Annotated in this window: 12 protein-coding genes; all 12 read left to right on the top strand. The window is 64.1% G+C overall.

Annotated elements, in window-relative coordinates:
* Positions 1-789 precede the first annotated feature (789 nt).
* Entirely contained in the window at positions 790-2,106 is a 1,317-nt protein-coding gene (locus ACPFMA_RS05065) for a nucleotide sugar dehydrogenase (protein WP_425929791.1), read from the top strand.
* Positions 2,107-2,176: 70 nt separating this feature from the next.
* The gene (gene alg8, locus ACPFMA_RS05060) at positions 2,177-3,658 is read left to right on the top strand and encodes a mannuronan synthase (RefSeq protein WP_009395031.1); all 1,482 of its coding nucleotides are present in this window, start codon (positions 2,177-2,179) and stop codon (positions 3,656-3,658) included.
* A gap of 39 nt (positions 3,659-3,697) precedes the next feature.
* Positions 3,698-4,864: a PilZ domain-containing protein gene (locus ACPFMA_RS05055; RefSeq protein ID WP_425929790.1), complete on the top strand. Its 1,167-nt coding sequence runs from the start codon at positions 3,698-3,700 to the stop codon at positions 4,862-4,864.
* 119 nt (positions 4,865-4,983) lie between these two features.
* Positions 4,984-6,399: an alginate biosynthesis TPR repeat lipoprotein AlgK gene (algK, locus tag ACPFMA_RS05050; RefSeq protein ID WP_420058582.1), complete on the top strand. Its 1,416-nt coding sequence runs from the start codon at positions 4,984-4,986 to the stop codon at positions 6,397-6,399.
* Entirely contained in the window at positions 6,396-7,883 is a 1,488-nt protein-coding gene (locus tag ACPFMA_RS05045) for an alginate export family protein (RefSeq protein ID WP_425929789.1), read from the top strand. Before algK ends, ACPFMA_RS05045 begins: the two co-directional genes overlap by 4 nt.
* An 18-nt stretch (positions 7,884-7,901) precedes the next feature.
* The gene (gene algG / locus ACPFMA_RS05040; RefSeq protein ID WP_064302420.1) at positions 7,902-9,470 is read left to right on the top strand and encodes a mannuronan 5-epimerase AlgG; all 1,569 of its coding nucleotides are present in this window, start codon (positions 7,902-7,904) and stop codon (positions 9,468-9,470) included.
* A 12-nt stretch (positions 9,471-9,482) separates the two neighbouring features.
* Complete coding sequence (locus ACPFMA_RS05035; protein WP_064302419.1) at positions 9,483-10,925, top strand: alginate O-acetyltransferase; 1,443 nt, start codon at positions 9,483-9,485, stop codon at positions 10,923-10,925.
* 7 nt (positions 10,926-10,932) lie between these two features.
* A complete protein-coding gene (locus ACPFMA_RS05030) occupies positions 10,933-12,024 on the top strand; it encodes a mannuronate-specific alginate lyase (protein ID WP_420058580.1) in 1,092 nt (363 codons plus the stop codon).
* 191 nt (positions 12,025-12,215) lie between these two features.
* Entirely contained in the window at positions 12,216-13,673 is a 1,458-nt protein-coding gene (locus ACPFMA_RS05025; protein WP_064302417.1) for an MBOAT family O-acyltransferase, read from the top strand.
* An 11-nt stretch (positions 13,674-13,684) separates the two neighbouring features.
* Complete coding sequence (locus ACPFMA_RS05020) at positions 13,685-14,836, top strand: alginate O-acetyltransferase (protein ID WP_425929788.1); 1,152 nt, start codon at positions 13,685-13,687, stop codon at positions 14,834-14,836.
* Between the two features lie 12 nt (positions 14,837-14,848).
* Positions 14,849-15,505, top strand: a complete 657-nt coding sequence (locus ACPFMA_RS05015) for an alginate O-acetyltransferase AlgF (protein WP_009395042.1) — start codon at positions 14,849-14,851, stop codon at positions 15,503-15,505.
* Between the two features lie 36 nt (positions 15,506-15,541).
* The gene (locus tag ACPFMA_RS05010) at positions 15,542-16,993 is read left to right on the top strand and encodes a mannose-1-phosphate guanylyltransferase/mannose-6-phosphate isomerase (protein WP_064302415.1); all 1,452 of its coding nucleotides are present in this window, start codon (positions 15,542-15,544) and stop codon (positions 16,991-16,993) included.
* The last annotated feature ends 37 nt before the right edge of the window (positions 16,994-17,030 follow it).

The raw sequence follows: 17,030 nt of genomic DNA, 5'->3' as shown, positions 1-17,030 counted from the left end.
GCAAGCCAGCTCCCACGGAACCTGTGGGAGCTGGCTTGCCAGCGATGAGGCCATCATGAACAAAACAAATCCCCCTGCCCCTCAAATCCGCCAACATCCCGGCGCCAAAAAACCACCCTTCTTGCGTTATCGCAAAACGCCATAAGACCGTTCGTAGTTTTTTGACGAAAAATCCTGAAAAAATTTTCCGTAATGGCACAAAACCATCCCACCCCAAGTTCGCCCCGTATATATCGGGGTGAAACTCCCGCGTGCTATCAGATTGAAAGTATTCCACCATTAAAAAATATTAAAAAATCTTTCACCACGCCTCCCGCACCTCCGGAACTATCCCTCGGATAGCCGCTCATACCACCGGTAACGATTTTCCAGAGCAGCATGTGAGAAATGACTTACATAACAAACATTCCAGTGTGGAAGTTGTACGGACCCAGTCGAGCCTATGCCCGGAACCCGTCCGGAGCACCGCTCAGGCCCAGGAGAAGACGCACTCAAAATTCGTCCTAGTGGTTGATTTCAAAGGATTTAATCCAGTTGAAAGAACAAGCACTGCAGTATTGAAACAGCGGTACTGCAATAAAGACGGCTAGCGTTTGGGGCATGCCCCGTTTTATGGCCATTGGCTGCCTTATTTGAGTGCATGTATTTAAGCGCTCACAACTTACTTATGCCTGCGTGCGAACCCCGGAACTTTCGCTTCGGTTTCGCGCGCCCGAAAAACGGCTGGTAATCAACCCGGTCCGGTTCTTTGAATGGAATCGGCGTAGCTAACTACATGAGGTGAATGCGATGCGTATCAGCATCTTTGGTTTGGGTTATGTGGGTGCAGTCTGTGCCGGATGCCTGTCTGCCCGGGGCCATGAGGTCATCGGCGTGGATGTTTCCGCAACCAAGATCGACCTGATCAACCAGGGCAAGTCCCCGATCGTCGAACCCGGCCTGGAAACCCTGTTGCAACAGGGTATCGCCAACGGTCGCCTGCGTGGCACCACCGATTTCTCCCAGGCCATCCGCGACAGCGACCTGTCGATGATCTGCGTCGGCACCCCGAGCAAGAAGAACGGCGACCTTGGCCTGGAGTACATCGAGTCGGTGTGCCGCGAGATCGGCTTCGTCCTGCGCGAGAAAGCCAGCCGTCACACCATCGTGGTACGCAGCACCGTACTGCCGGGCACCGTGAAGAACGTGGTGATCCCGATCCTCGAAGACTGCTCGGGCAAGAAGGCCGGCATCGATTTCGGCGTGGCGGTCAACCCCGAGTTCCTGCGTGAAAGCACCGCGATCAAGGACTACGACCACCCGCCGATGACCGTCATCGGTGAGCTGGACAAGGCCAGCGGCGACGTGCTCCAAGCCCTCTACGAGGAACTCGATGCGCCGATCATCCGCAAGGACATCGAAGTCGCCGAGATGATCAAGTACACCTGCAACGTCTGGCATGCGACCAAGGTCACCTTCGCCAACGAGATCGGCAACATCGCCAAGGCCGTCGGCGTCGATGGCCGCGAGGTGATGGACGTGGTCTGCCAGGACAAGGCCCTCAACCTGTCCCAGTACTACATGCGCCCGGGCTTCGCCTTCGGCGGCTCGTGCCTGCCCAAGGACGTACGCGCCCTCACCTACCGCGCCGGCAGCCTCGACGTGAAGGCACCGCTGCTCGACTCGCTGATGCGCAGCAACGAATCCCAGGTGCAGAACGCCTTCGACATCATCGAAAGCCATGACAAGCGCAAGGTCGCCCTGCTCGGCCTGAGCTTCAAAGCCGGCACCGACGACCTGCGCGAAAGCCCGCTGGTGGAACTGGCCGAACGCCTGATCGGCAAGGGCTACCAGTTGAACATCTACGACCAGAACGTGCAGTACGCCCGGGTCCATGGCGCCAACAAGGACTACATCGAGTCGAAGATCCCCCACGTCTCCTCGCTGCTCAACGACGACTTCCAGAAGGTCATCGACGACGCCGAGATCATCGTCCTGGGCAACCGCGACGAGCAGTTCCGTGCCCTGGCCCAGCAGGCCCCGGCCGGCAAGCAGGTGATCGACCTGGTCGGCTTCATGAGCAAGACCACCTGCCCGGCCAGCCGTACCGAAGGTATCTGCTGGTAAGCAGGCTGCGCGGGGCCCTGCGGCCCCGCGCGCTTTTTCGAACGTCCCGTCACCGATACGGATGCTGAACATGCAAAGCCTCAAGCACGGCCTGCTGCAGGCCGCCGGTTGGCTGTTCTACGTGAGCCTGCTCATGCTGATCGCCCTGGCCCTGCCCAACACCCTGTTCGACCCCGACTCCAAGGACTTCCTGTTCCTGATCGGCGCCGTCGGCATCTGGCGCTATTCCATGGGCGCGACCCACTTCGTGCGCGGCATGCTGTTCCTCTACGTGGTCTACCCACGGCTGCGGCGCCAGGTGCGCAAGCTGGGCAAGGCGGCCGATCCGTCCCACGTGTACCTGATGGTCACCAGTTTCCGCATCGACGCCCTGACCACCGCCCAGGTGTACAGCTCGGTTATCCGCGAAGCGATCCAGTGCGGCTACCCGACCACCGTGGTTTGCTCGCTGGTGGAAATGTCCGACGAGCTGCTGATCAAGAGCCTGTGGGCCAAGTACAACCCGCCGGAACACGTCAGCCTGGACTTCGTGCGCATCGCCGGGACCGGCAAGCGCGACGGCCTGGCCTTCGGTTTCCGCGCCATCTCCCGCCACCTGCCGGACGAGAATGCCGTGGTTGCGGTGATCGACGGCGACACCGTGCTCGGCGAAGGCGTGGTACGCAAGACCGTGCCCTGGTTCAAGCTGTTCGGCAATGTCGGCGGCCTGACCACCAACGAATTCTGCGAAGTGCGCGGCGGCTACGTGATGAGCGAATGGCATAAGCTGCGCTTCGCCCAACGCCACATCAACATGTGCTCCATGGCCCTGTCCAAGCGCGTGCTGACCATGACCGGGCGCATGTCGATGTTCCGCGCCACGGTAGTCACCAACCCCGAATTCATCGCCGACGTCGAAAGCGACTCGCTGTACCACTGGCGCCTCGGCCGCTTCAAATTCCTCACCGGCGACGACAAGTCCAGCTGGTTCAGCCTGATGCGCCTGGGCTACGACACCTTCTACGTGCCCGACGCCGACATCAACACCGTCGAGCACCCGCCGGAAAAGAGCTTCTTCAAGGCCAGCCGCAAGCTGATGTACCGCTGGTACGGCAACAACCTGCGGCAGAACTCCCGCGCCCTGGGCCTGGGGATGCGCCGCCTCGGCCTGTTCACCAGCGTGGTGCTGTTCGACCAGCGCGTCTCGATGTGGACCAGCCTGCTCGGCCTGACCGTGGCGCTGATCGCCAGCTTCAAGTTCGGCGGCAAGTTCATCCTCGCCTACCTGCTGTGGATCGGCATCACCCGCCTGATCCTCACGATCATGCTGCTGTGCTCCGGACACAAGATCGGCCCGGCCTACCCGCTGATCCTCTATTACAACCAGATCGTCGGCGCGCTGATGAAGATCTACGTGTTCTTCCGCCTCGACCGCCAGTCCTGGACCCGCCAGCCCACCGCACTCAAACGCGACCTCGCCAGCTTCCAGCAATGGTTCAACACCTGGTCCTCCCGGACCATGACCTTCTCGGCGGCCAGCATCTTCGTTGCTGTGCTGTTCGTGGTCGTGTGAGTCGCCGCAACCCTACGGATCCAACAGGAAAACATCGCCATGAATACCGCCGTGAATGTCAATGTCGTGCATGAGTCCGAAACCCAGCGCCAGCATGCCCGGGTCAAGATCCCGGCCAGGCTGCGCTACCTGAACGCGAACCGCGAGACCGTCGAGGTCAAGGTCGAAGACCTTTCCGCAGGCGGCCTGAGCTTCCACGCCAAACAGCCGCTGCCCGTGGGCGAAGTGATGCGCGGACGCCTGCAGTTCACCGTCGACAACCTGGGCCTGTCGATGGATATCGAGTTCCAGGTGCGCTCGCACAACGCGGCCGACGGCCGGACCGGCGTGCAGTTCCAGAACCTCGAGCCACGCGACATCGCCACCTTGCGCCACCTGATCACCTCGCACCTGTCCGGCGAGCTGATCAGCATCGGCGACGTGCTCAGTACCCTGCAGCGCGACAACTTCACCAAGGCGCGCAAGCAGAAGAACGACGGCGGCGGCCTCAGCCCGCTGGGCCGCCTGCGCGCCGTGACCTTCAGCCTCGGCGTGTTCGTAGTCGGCGTCGCCGCCTTCGCCTTCATCGCCAAGTCGGTGTACGGCGTGTACTTCGTCAGCCATGCCGAAGCCGGCGTGGTCAGCGTGCCCACCACCCAGGTCACCATGCCGCGCGACGGCACCCTGCAGGCCCTGGTGGAAAACGGTGCCGAGGTCGTCAAGGGCGCGCCGCTGGCTTCGTTCAGCACCAGCATGCTCGACCTGCTCAAGGGCCACCTGGACGACGAGCAACTGGAACCGGCCAAGGTCGAGGAACTGTTCGGCAAGCAGATGAGCGGCACCCTTACCAGCCCGTGCGACTGCATCGTCGCCCGCCAACTGGTGGATGACGGCCAGTACGCGGCCAAGGGCGCGGTGATCTTCCAGCTGATCCCGCGCACCAGCACCCCGACCATCGACGCACGCTTCAGCTATCGCCAGTTCGACGACGTCAAGCCAGGCACCCGGGTCAACTTCCAGATCGCCGGCGACGGCGAAGAGCGCACCGGGCGCATCGTCAGCAGCGCCAACCTCAACAGCGACGACCTGTCCTCGGACATCCGCGTGCAGATCAAGCCGGATGCACCGCTGCCGAGCCAGATGGTCGGCCTGCCGGCGAGCGTCAACGCCAAGCGCGGCCCGTCGCTGGACTGGCTGATCGACAGCGCCATGGCGCATGGGCTCTGAAGAGGAGTTCGGTGATGAACAGTTACTACGTGTCGCACCCAATCGCGGGTAAATCGGGGCGCCGAACCGCCGCTCCCACAGGAGAGCGCGGAACCCCTGTGGGAGCGGGTTCACTCGCGATGAGGCCCTCAGCAGTACCACTGCTCTGTGCCCTGGCCCTGGCGATCAGCCTCACCGGCTGCGCCGGCCTGCCCGACCAGCGCCTGGCCAACGAGGCCCTGAAGAACGGCGACACCGCCACCGCCGAACGCAACTACCGGCAACTCGCCGACCTCGGCTACAGCGAAGCGCAGGTCGGCCTCGCCGACATCCAGGTGGCAACCGGTGACCCGGCCGAACTCAAGCAGGCCGAGGCCACCTACCGCGCTGCCGCTGAAACCTCGTCCCGCGCCCAGGCCCGTCTCGGTCGCCTGCTGGTGGCCAAGCCGGACAGCAGCGAAGCCGAACGCCACGAAGCCGAAACCCTGCTGAAACAGGCCTTCGCCAATGGCGAAAGCAACACCCTGATTCCCCTGGCGATGCTCTACCTGCAATACCCGCAGAGCTTCCCCAAGGTGAACGCCCAGCAGCAGATCGACCAGTGGCGCAGCGCCGGCTACCCGGAGGCCGGCCTGGCCCAGGTCCTGCTCTACCGCACCCAAGGCACCTACGACCAGCATCTGGACGAGGTCGAACGGATCTGCAAGGCGGCCCTGAACAGCACCGATATCTGCTACGTCGAACTGGCCACCGTGTACCAGAAACGCGCCCAGCCGGAACAGCAGGCAGCGCTGCTGGACCAGCTCAAGAACGCTTACCAGCGCGGCACCGTTCCGGCCAGCCGGGTCGACAGCGTGGCCCGCGTGCTCGCCGACCGCAGCCTCGGCCAGACCGACGAGAAAACCGCCCAGGCCCTGCTCGAAGACATCGCCCCGCAGAATCCGGCGTCGTGGGTCAGCCTGGCGCAACTGCTGTACGACTTCCCCGAACTGGGCGACAGCGACAAGCTGATGGAATACATCGACAAGGGCCGCGACGCTGAACAGCCACGCGCCGAATTGCTGCTCGGTCGCCTCTATTACGAAGGCAAGAGCATCCCCGCCGATGCCAAGCTGGCCGAGACCCATCTGCTGGCCGCTGCCGCAGCCGGCGAGGTCAGCGCCCATTACTACCTCGGCCAGCTCTATCGCCGCGGCTACCTGGGCACCGTCGAACCGCAGAAAGCGGTCGACCATCTGCTCCAGGCCGCCCGAGGCGGCCAGCTCAGCGCCGACTACGCCCTGGCCCAGCTGTACAGCGAAGGCCACGGCATTCGCCAGAACCCGGTCAATGCATGGGTCTTCGCGCAACTGGCGCAGGCCAACCCGAGCGAACAGTCCACCGCCCTGGCCGGCGAGCTGGACAGCCAACTGAATCCGCAACAGAAAGCCGCCGCCCAGCGCCTGCTGGAACAGGAGCGCGCCGCCCGCGGCGCCCTCGGTCCAGGCCCGGGTGCGCTGGCGCTGCATGCCGTGAAAGGCGATGAAGAAGAACAAGGTGAGGACTCTTCCCTATGATGCTCAACCCGTGGATGAAAGCCGGTATCGGCCTGAGTTTCGCGTTGTTCTGGGCGTGCCCGACCCTGGCCGCCGAAACCGCTGAGAAGAACTTCGGCCTGGAAGTGAAGATCACCGGCCAGTCCGAGGACGACCGCGACCTCGGCACCCGCGACGGTGGCGACGTCAACGGCCTCGGTATCGACCTGCGCCCCTGGGTGTACTTCGAGCGCGGCGACTGGAGCGCCTACGCCATGGGCCAGGCGGTGGCGGCCACCGATATCATCGAGACCGACACCAGCCGCCAGTCCGCCGACGGCAGCGAGATCCAGGATTCCAACAGCAGCAACGACGACCGCGAAGCCAAGAAGAACTACCTGGCGATGCGCGAGTTCTGGGTCGGCTACAAGGGCTTCACCGCCTACCCCGGCGAAGAGCTGCGCTTCGGCCGCCAGCGCCTGCGCAACGACGACGGCATGTGGCGCGACACCAATATCGAAGCGCTGAACTGGACCTTCGACACCACCCTGCTGCGCGCCAACCTGGGCGTGGCCGAGCGCTTCAGCGAATACCGCACCGACCTCACCGAACTGGCAGCCGAAGACAAGGACCGCCTGCACGTCTACGGCGATATCGCCGCGCAGTGGACGCCGGGCCATTGGGTCGGCCTGCGCGCCCACCATACCCACGACGACGGCAAGCTCAAGAGCCCGGGCGAGACCCTCGACGCCCTCGACAAGACCCGCACCGGCGACCTCACCTGGCTGGGCCTGGAAGCCAACAGCGACGCCTACAACTGGCGCAACCAGAACACCCTCAACTACTGGGGCAGCGTGACCTGGCTGACCGGCGATCGTGACACCCTGAGCAGCACCAGCGTGGGCGGCGAGCAGGTCGCCACCGGCAAGCAAAGCGGCGACGTCAACGCCTGGGCCACCGACCTCGGCATTCGCCTGCGCCTCGACCCCAACTGGCAGGTCGGTGCGGCCTATGCCCGTGGCAGCGGCGGCGGCGGCGACGACGGCTCCAGCAACTACGAGCAGACCGGCCTGGAATCCAACCGCTCCAACTGGACCGGCACGCGCTCGCGCGTGCACCGCTTCGGCGAGGCGTTCCGCGGCGAACTGGGCAACCTGCAGGCGGCCACCCTGTTCACCTCCTGGCAACTGCGCGACGACTACGACGCCAGCCTGATCTACCACAAGTTCTGGCGCGTCGACGGCGACCAGAACATCGGCGGCAGCGGCATCAACGCGGTGGTCGACGATGGCGGCATCAACCGTCCGCTGGTCCAGGGCGAGAAGGATGTCGGGCAGGAGATGGACCTGGTGGTCACCAAGTACTTCAAGCAGGGCCTGCTACCGGCGGCCCTGAGCAAATCCATCGACGAACCCTCGGCACTGGTGCGTTTTCGCGGCGGCGTGTTCAAGCCGGGCGACGCCTACGGCAAAGAGGCCGACTCGTACATGCACCGCGCCTTCATCGACGTGGTCTGGCGCTTCTGATGAGCGGAGAGCACTGACATGACCCTTCACCCGAACAGGCTTCACACCCTGCTGGCCGGCGCCTTGCTGCTGGCCACCAGCGTCGCCCAGGCCAGCAACGGCCAGGCGCCGGCGCCAGTGGCCAAGGAGCTGCAACAGGCCAAGACCTACACCGTCAGCACCGCGCCGGTGGAGCCGCTGCACCTCGATCCGCCGAAGCTGCCGGACCTCTCCGGCTATACCGCCGAGGCCGTGCAGAAGAAGATCGACCGGCGCAAGCCGGGCAAGGTCTCGGTGCGACGCATGCTCCAGGAAGACGTGCTCAAGGAGTTCATCGGTGGCGACAACAAGGGCGCCGAATGGGTGGCCCGCCAGCGCGGCATTCCCCAGGCGATCTTCATCGACGGCGGCCACGTGAACTTCACCGAGCTGGCGAAGAAGGTTCCCGAGCGCTTCCTCCGCCAGACCTCGCCAGGCGTGTACCTGGCCCGCCTGCCAATCGTGGTCGGCAACGGCGCAACCCTGGAAATCGACGGCAAGGTCAAGGAACTGCGCCTGTCCCAGGAGGGCGGTTCGTTCCTGGTCAACGACGGCAAGCTGTTCGTCAGCGACACCCGGGTGATCGGCTGGCGCGAGAAGGACAACGGCCCGGCGACCTTCCGCAAGCCCGACGAATTCCGTCCGTTCCTGCTGTCCTGGGGCGGCACCGAGACCTACATCGTCAACAGCACCATGGCCAGCTTCGGCTATGCGAAAAGCAAATCCTATGGCGTGAGCATCTCGCAGTACACGCCGAACATGGCCAAGCAGATGGGCCGCGCCGAACCCACCGGCTGGATCATCGGCTCGACCTTCAGCGACATGTGGTACGGCTTCTACTGCTATGAAACCAGCGACTTCGTGGTCAAGGACAACACCTACAGCGACAACATCGTCTACGGCATCGACCCCCACGACCGTTCGCACCGCCTGATCATCGCCGGCAACACGGTGTACGGCACCAAGAAGAAGCACGGGATCATCATTTCCCGGGAGGTCAACGACAGCTGGATCATCAACAACAAGAGCTATGACAACAAGCTCTCCGGCGTGGTGATCGACCGCAACAGCGTCAACAACCTGATCGCCTACAACGAGATCTACCGCAACCACACCGACGGCATCACCCTGTATGAAAGCGGCGACAACCTGATCTGGGGCAACAAGCTGATCAGCAACCGCCGCCACGGCATCCGCGTGCGCAACAGCGTGAATATCCGCCTGTACGAAAACCTCGCCATGGCCAACGGCCTGGTCGGTGTCTACGGCCACATCAAGGACCTCTCCGACACCGACCGCAACATCGCCCTCGACCCCTTCGACACCAAGGTCTCGCTGATCGTGGTCGGCGGCGAGCTGGCGGCCAACGGCAGCGGCCCGCTGTCCATCGACTCGCCGCTGAGCGTGGAGCTGTACCGCGTGTCGATGCTGGCGCCGAGCAAGGCCAGCGGTATCAGTTTGTCCGGCGTGCTGGGCGAACGGCAGAACGAGATCCTCGACCTGATGGTGCGCCAGCAGAAGGCCGTGCTGATCGATCCGGTCGAACGCCAGACCGAAATGGCAGACTGAGGAAGCCCGAACATGACTCCACACCTGATCAAACTCCTGGGCCTCAGCGCCGCCCTGCTGGCAATCGCCAACGGCGCGCGCGCCGACCAGGTCACCGCCCCAAGCTTCACCGCCGAGCCGTGCTGCCAGCTGTGCCCCGAGGCCCACGACGCGAGCCGCTACACCACGCGCTACCAGCAGAACTTCACCACCCTGGTCCAGGCCAAGGGCGACTGGCTGTTCCGTACCCGGGAAGACCTGCGTACCGAATTCGACACCACGCCCGCCGGCTACAAGCGCCTGCAACAACTGCATGACGCCTTCAAGGCGCGCGGCATCGAGCTGGTGGTGGTCTACCAGCCGACCCGCGGCCTGGTGAACCGCAACATGCTCACCCCCGAGGAAAAGGCGAAGTTCGATTACCAGAAGGCCCTGGGCAACTACCAGGCCATGCTCAAGCGCTTCCGCGCCATGGGCTACAACGTTCCCGACCTGTCGCCGCTGACCAACGAGCAACTGGCCGCCGCCGACCAGGGCAAGGACTTCTACTTCCGCGGCGACCAGCACTGGACCCCGTACGGCGCCGAGCGCGCAGCGAAGATCGTGGCCCAGACCGTGCACGCCATGCCGGCCTTCGAAGGCATCCCGCGCAAGGAGTTCGAGACGAAGAAGTCCGGGCGCATGGGCAAGACCGGCACCCTGCACAACGTCGCCGGCCAGCTGTGCGGCACCAGCTATGCGGTGCAGTACATGGACCAGTTCGCCACCGAGCCGAAGGGCTCCAGCGGCGGCAGCGACGACCTGTTCGGTGATTCCGGCAACGCGCAGATCACCCTGGTCGGTACCAGCCACAGCGGCAAGAACTACAACTTCTCGGGCTTCCTGGAACAGTACATCGGCGCCGACGTGCTCAACGTCGCCTTCCCCGGTGGCGGCCTGGAAGGCTCGATGATCCAGTACCTGGGCAGCGAGGAATTCAAGAAGAACCCGCCGAAGATCCTGATCTGGGAATTCTCCCCGCTGTACCCGCTGAACCAGGAAACCATCTGGCGGCAGATGCTCGCCCTGCTCGACAACGGCTGCGAAGGCAAGCCGGCGCAAATGAGCGCCAGCACCGCGATAAAGCCAGGCAAGAACGAGCTGATGGTCAACGGCCGCGATGGCGTGATCAAGGACCTGACCAACCGCAACCACCAGTTGGACATCCGCTTCGAAGACACCTCGGTCAAGGTCATGCAGGCCACCCTCTGGTACCTCAACGGCCGCCACGAGGACATCAAGATCGAGAAGCCGACCACCTCCGACACCGATGGCCGCTTCGCCTTCCAGTTGCGTGAAGACGAGGACTGGGCCGGGCAGACCCTGCTCGCCGTCGAGCTGCAAGGGCCGGAGAGCGGTACCCAGAAAGTCCAGGCCACCCTGTGCAAACGCGGCCCTGTCGGCGATGCCCCGCGCAACGCCCAGGCCGGACTGTGAGGACCCCATGAACAGACTCAGCATGATCGCCAGCGCGGTATTGCTCGCGGCCTCCAGCCAGGCATTCGCCGGGCTGGTACCGCCCCAGGGCTACTACGCCGGCATCGAGAAACAGAAGACCGGCGACGGCAACTTCCAGTGCGAAGCGGTGCCCACGCCCTACACCGGCAGCCTGCAATTCCGCAGCAAGTACGAGGGCTCGGACTCGGCGCGCTCGACCCTGAACGCGGTGTCGGAGAAAGCCTTCCGCGACTCGACCAAGGACATCACCACCCTGGAGCGCGGCGTGGCCAAGCTGGTCACCCAGTACATGCGCGACGGCCGCCCGGCGCAGCTCGACTGCGCCCTGACCTGGCTGGACACCTGGGCCCGCGCCGACGCCTTGCTGTCGAAGGACTTCAACCACACCGGCAAGTCCATGCGCAAATGGGCGCTGGGCAGCCTCAGCGGCTCGTGGCTGCGCCTGAAGTTTTCCAACGCCAAGCCGCTGGCGGCGCACCAGGCCCAGGCCGAAGAGATCGAGAAATGGTTCGGCCGCGTCGCCGACCAGGTGGTCAGCGACTGGAGCGACCTGCCGTTGGCGAAGATCAACAACCACAGCTACTGGGCGGCCTGGTCGGTGATGGCCACCGCCGTGGCCACCGACCGCCGCGACCTGTTCGACTGGTCGGTGAAGGAGTACCGCGTCGCCGCCAACCAGGTGGATGACCAGGGCTTCCTGCCCAACGAGCTCAAGCGCAGGCAGCGTGCCCTGGCCTACCACAACTATGCCCTGCCGCCACTGGCGATGATCGCCAGCTTCGCCCAGGTCAACGGCGTGGACCTGAAGGATGAAAACCACCAGGCGCTGAAACGGCTGGGCGAGCGGGTGCTGGGTGGGTCGAAGGATCCTTCGGCGTTCAGGAGCAAGAACGGTGAGAAACAGGATATGGACGACCTCAAGGTCGACAGCAAGTACGCCTGGCTCGAACCCTGGTGCAGCCTCTATCAGTGCAATGCCGATGTGCAGCAGCGCCGGCATGGCATGCAACCGTTCAACAGCTTCCGCCTCGGCGGGGATGTAACCCGGGTCTACGACCCGGCGGCAGAGCGCAAATAGCAGCCGTTATGCGTCCCCTGTGGGAGCGGGTTCATCCGCGATGACGTCGGTGAGCCCACCACTGCAATCGCGGGTGAACCCGCTCCCACAGGGGATCGGCGGTGACATTGAAACATCGGTTTCCCCCGGTTTCTGACTGGGGGGTTTGGGGGGCGCTGTTGCCCCGTAGCTGACCACCAAGGAGAACCGGGATGGTCTTCTCGTCCAATGTGTTCCTGTTCCTGTTCCTGCCGATCTTCCTCGGCCTGTACTACCTGAGCGGGCAACGCTATCGCAACCTGCTACTGCTGCTGGCCAGCTACCTGTTCTACGCCTGGTGGCGGGTGGACTTCCTGGCCCTGTTCGCCGGGGTCACCCTGTGGAACTACTGGATCGGCCTGAAAGTCGGCGCCGCCGGCGTACGGACCAAACCGGCCCAGCGCTGGTTGCTGCTCGGCGTGGCCGTGGACCTGTGCATCCTCGGCTATTTCAAGTACGCCAACTTCGGTGTCGAGAGCATCAACGCGATCATGGCCTCGTTCGGCCTCGAGCCGTTCATCCTGACCCACGTACTGCTGCCGATCGGTATCTCGTTCTACATCTTCGAGTCCATCAGCTACATCATCGACGTATACCGCGGCGACACCCCGGCAACCCGCAACCTGATCGACTTCGCCGCCTTCGTCGCGATCTTCCCGCACCTGATCGCCGGCCCCGTGCTGCGCTTCAAGGACCTCGCCGACCAGTTCAACCACCGCACCCACACCGTCGACAAGTTCGCCGAGGGCTGCACCCGCTTCATGCAGGGCTTCATCAAGAAGGTATTCATCGCCGACACCCTGGCGGTGGTCGCCGACCATTGCTTCGCCCTGGAAAACCCCAGCACCGGCGACGCCTGGCTCGGCGCCCTGGCCTATACCGCGCAGCTGTACTTCGACTTCTCCGGCTACAGCGACATGGCCATCGGCCTGGGCCTGATGATGGGCTTCCGCTTCATGGAGAACTTCAAGCAGCCGTACATCAGCCAGTCGATCACCGAGTTCTGGCGGCGCTGGCACATCAGCCTGTCCACCTGGCTGCGCGACTACCTGTACATCACCCTGGGCGGCAACCGCGGCGGCACCTTCGCCACCTACCGCAACCTGTTCCTGACCATGCTCCTGGGCGGCCTGTGGCACGGTGCCAACTTCACCTACATCATCTGGGGCGCCTGGCACGGCATGTGGCTGGCGATCGAGCGGGCCCTGGGCATCGACACCAACCCGCAGCGCTTCAACCCGGTCAAATGGGCCTTCACCTTCCTGCTGGTAGTAATCGGCTGGGTGATCTTCCGCGCCGAGAACCTGCACGTCGCCGGCCGCATGTACGCCGCGATGTTCAGCCTGGGCGACTGGAACCTGTCGGAGCTTAACCGCGCCAGCCTCACCGGCCTGCAGGTGGCGACCCTGGTCCTGGCCTACCTCACCCTGGCCTGGTTCGGCCTGCGCGACTTCTACCGCAATGCCAGGCCGACCGCGAAAGCCAGCCCGGTGGTGGTGCACCACGACGGCAGCGTCGGCCTCGACTGGAGCCTGTACGCCACCCGCGTGCTGGTTCTGCTGCTGTTCGTCGCGTCGATCCTCAAGCTCTCGGCGCAGAGCTACTCGCCCTTCCTCTACTTCCAGTTCTGAGCGAGCCGACCATGACCCGATCACTTCGCATCCTTTACTCGCTGCTGTTCCTCGCCCTGCTCACCGCCCTGGGGCTGTGGTCCCTCGGCGGGCTCGCCGGCTTCCAGCGCACGGCGCAGATGAGCCTGCTCGACGGCAAGCTGGCCAAGGCCGCCGAAACCCACTACGACGAGCAGTTCCCGCTCAAGCGCATCGGCACCAACCTGTGGGCGGCGCTGGACTTCAAGCTGTTCAACGAAGGCCGCCCCGGCGTGGTGCTGGGCCGCGACCAGTGGCTGTTCAGCGACGAGGAGTTCAAGCCGGCAGCCGACGGTGAACTGAGCCGCAACGAGAACCTGGCCCTGCTGCGTGGCGTGCGCGACACCCTGCATCAGCACGGCGTGGAACTGGTACTGGCGATCATCCCGGCCAAGGCCCGGGTCTATCCCGAGTACCTCGGCGAAAAGACCCCGGCCAGCGTCCACCATGACCTGTACAACGCGTTCCACGCCCAGGCGCGCCAGGCCAACATCTTCGCCCCCGACCTGTTCGGTCCGCTGGAAGCGGCCAAGGCCCGCGGCCAGGTGTTCCTGCGCACCGACAGCCACTGGACGCCCATGGGCGCGGAAGTCGCCGCCCAGCAACTGGCCGAGGCCGTGGCCCGGCAGACCCTGCTCAACGGCCAGCCGCAGACTTTCATCACCGAGAACCAGGAACAGACGCCGTACAAGGGCGACCTGACCAACTTCCTGCCGCTGGACCCGCTGTTCACCGAGCTGCTGCCCAAGCCGGACCAGTTGCAAAAGCGCAGCACCCGTGCCGCCGACGACGGCGGTGACGATGCGCTGTTCGCCGACAAGCAGATCCCCGTGGCACTGGTCGGTACCAGCTACAGCGCCAACCCCAACTGGAACTTCGTCGGCGCCCTGCAGCAGGCCCTGCGCAGCGACGTGGCGAACTACGCCGAGGACGGCCACGGGCCGATCCTGCCGATGCTCAAGTACCTGCAAAGCGATGAATTCAAGAACAGCCCGCCGCAACTCGTGGTCTGGGAGTTCCCCGAGCGTTATCTGCCAATCAAGAACGACCTCAGCGGCTTCGACCCGCAATGGATCGCGCAACTGAAGAAAACCCGCAACGCCAATCAAGAGCTGGCCCTGACGTCCAACCGGACCGAACACTAAGAGGAAATGCACATGACCTTGCACACGTCCAAGCACCGTATCGCCAAAGCCTGCGCCCTCGCTGCCGGCCTCACCCTCGCCTCGCTGCAAGCCTGGGCCGGCGGCGACGCCGCACTCTACGGCCCGAGCGCGCCGAAGGGCTCGACCTTCGTGCGTTTGTACAACGCCTCCAGCCAGCCGGTCGCCGCCAGCGTCGGCAACACCCCGATCAACCAGGTGGGGGCCCAGGCCAGCAGCGACTTCAGCTTCATGCCGCAAGGCGACTACAGCGCCAAGGTGGGTAACGCCACCCTGCCGGTGAAGCTGGCGGCCGACCACTACTACACCCTGGTCAACCACGCCAACGGCAAGCCGCAGCTGGTTGAAGAACCGCCATTCCGCAACAAGCAGAAATCCCTGGTGCGGGTGCAGAACCTCAGTGACCAGGCCCTGACCCTGAAGACCGCCGACGGCAAGACCGAAGTGGTCAAGCCGGTGGCCGCCGCCAGCCGTGGCGAGCGCGAGATCAACCCGGTCAAGGTCAACCTGGCCCTGTACGAAGGCGACAAGAAAGTCAGCGACCTGAAACCGGTCGCCCTCGAGCGCGGTGAAGCCGCCGTGCTCTACGTCACCGGCTCGGGCAGCAACCTGTCCCCGGTCTGGGTCAAGCGCCCGGTAGCGACCCGCTAATCCACTGCCCAACTTTTAGATTCGGAGAGCAAAACCATGATTCCAGTCATCCTGTCCGGCGGTAACGGTTCGCGCCTGTGGCCCCTGTCGCGCAAGCAGTTCCCCAAGCAGTTCCTCGCCCTGACCGGTGAGCACACGCTGTTCCAGCAAACCCTCTCGCGCCTGGTCTTCGAAGGCATGGACGCACCCATCGTGGTGTGCAACAAGGACCACCGTTTCATCGTCAACGAACAACTGCAAAGCCTGAACCTGCAGACCCAGGCCATCCTCATGGAGCCCTTCGGCCGCAACACCGCGCCAGCGGTGGCCCTGAGCGCCATGAAGCTGGTCAATGAAGGCCGTGACGAACTGATGCTGGTGCTGCCGGCCGACCATGTGATCGATGACCAGAAAGCCCTGCAACGCGCCCTGGCCCTGGCCACCGTGGCCGCGGAGCGTGGCGAGATGGTGCTGTTCGGCATCCCTGCGACCAAGCCGGAAACCGGCTACGGCTACATCCGTTCCAGCCAGGACGCGCTGCTGCCCGAGGGCATCAGCCGGGTCGCCCAGTTCGTCGAGAAACCCGATGAAAAGCGCGCCCGCGAATTCGTCCAGAGCGGCGGCTACTTCTGGAACAGCGGCATGTTCCTGTTCCGCGCCAGCCGCTTCCTCGAAGAGCTGAAAAAGCACGATCCGGACATCTACGACACCTGCCTGCTGACCCTCGAGCGCAGCCAGGAAGACGGCGACAGCCTGAGCATCGACGAAGCCACCTTCGCCTGCTGCCCGGACAACTCCATCGACTACGCGGTGATGGAAAAGACCCAGCGCGCCTGCGTGGTGCCGCTGACCGCCGGCTGGAGCGATGTCGGCTGCTGGTCGTCGCTGTGGGACGTGCACCCCAAGGACGACAACGGCAACGTCACCAAGGGCGATGTGGTGGTGCAGGACAGCCACAACTGCATGATCCACGGCAACGGCAAGCTGGTCTCGGTGATCGGCCTGGAGAACATCGTGGTCGTCGAAACCAAGGACGCCATGATGATCGCCCACAAGGACAAGGTTCAGGGGGTCAAGCAACTGGTCAACACCCTGGATGCCCAGGGCCGCAGCGAAACCCAGACCCACTGCGAGGTCTACCGGCCGTGGGGTTCCTACGACTCGGTGGACATGGGCGGGCGTTTCCAGGTCAAGCACATCACGGTCAAGCCCGGCGCCAGCCTCTCGCTGCAGATGCACCACCACCGTGCCGAGCACTGGATCGTGGTGTCCGGCACCGCCGAAGTGACCTGTGACGAAAACGTCTTCCTGCTCACCGAAAACCAGTCCACCTACATCCCCATCGCCTCCGTCCACCGCCTGCGCAATCCGGGCAAGATCCCGCTGGAGATCATCGAGGTGCAATCCGGCAGCTACCTGGGCGAGGACGATATCGAACGCTTCGAGGATATCTACGGGCGTTCGACGCCGGTGGAGCGTGGGGTTTCGATCAAGACCATCGCGCAGTAGCCTGCACGCCAACCGATCCCGTCAGCCAATACCGGCT

The sequence above is a fragment of the Pseudomonas sp. NyZ201 genome, assembly GCF_049860765.1.
Lineage (GTDB): Bacteria > Pseudomonadota > Gammaproteobacteria > Pseudomonadales > Pseudomonadaceae > Aquipseudomonas > Aquipseudomonas bharatica.
The sequence above is the reverse complement of the archived record's forward strand: the minus strand, read 5'-3'. Positions and strand labels throughout refer to the sequence as shown.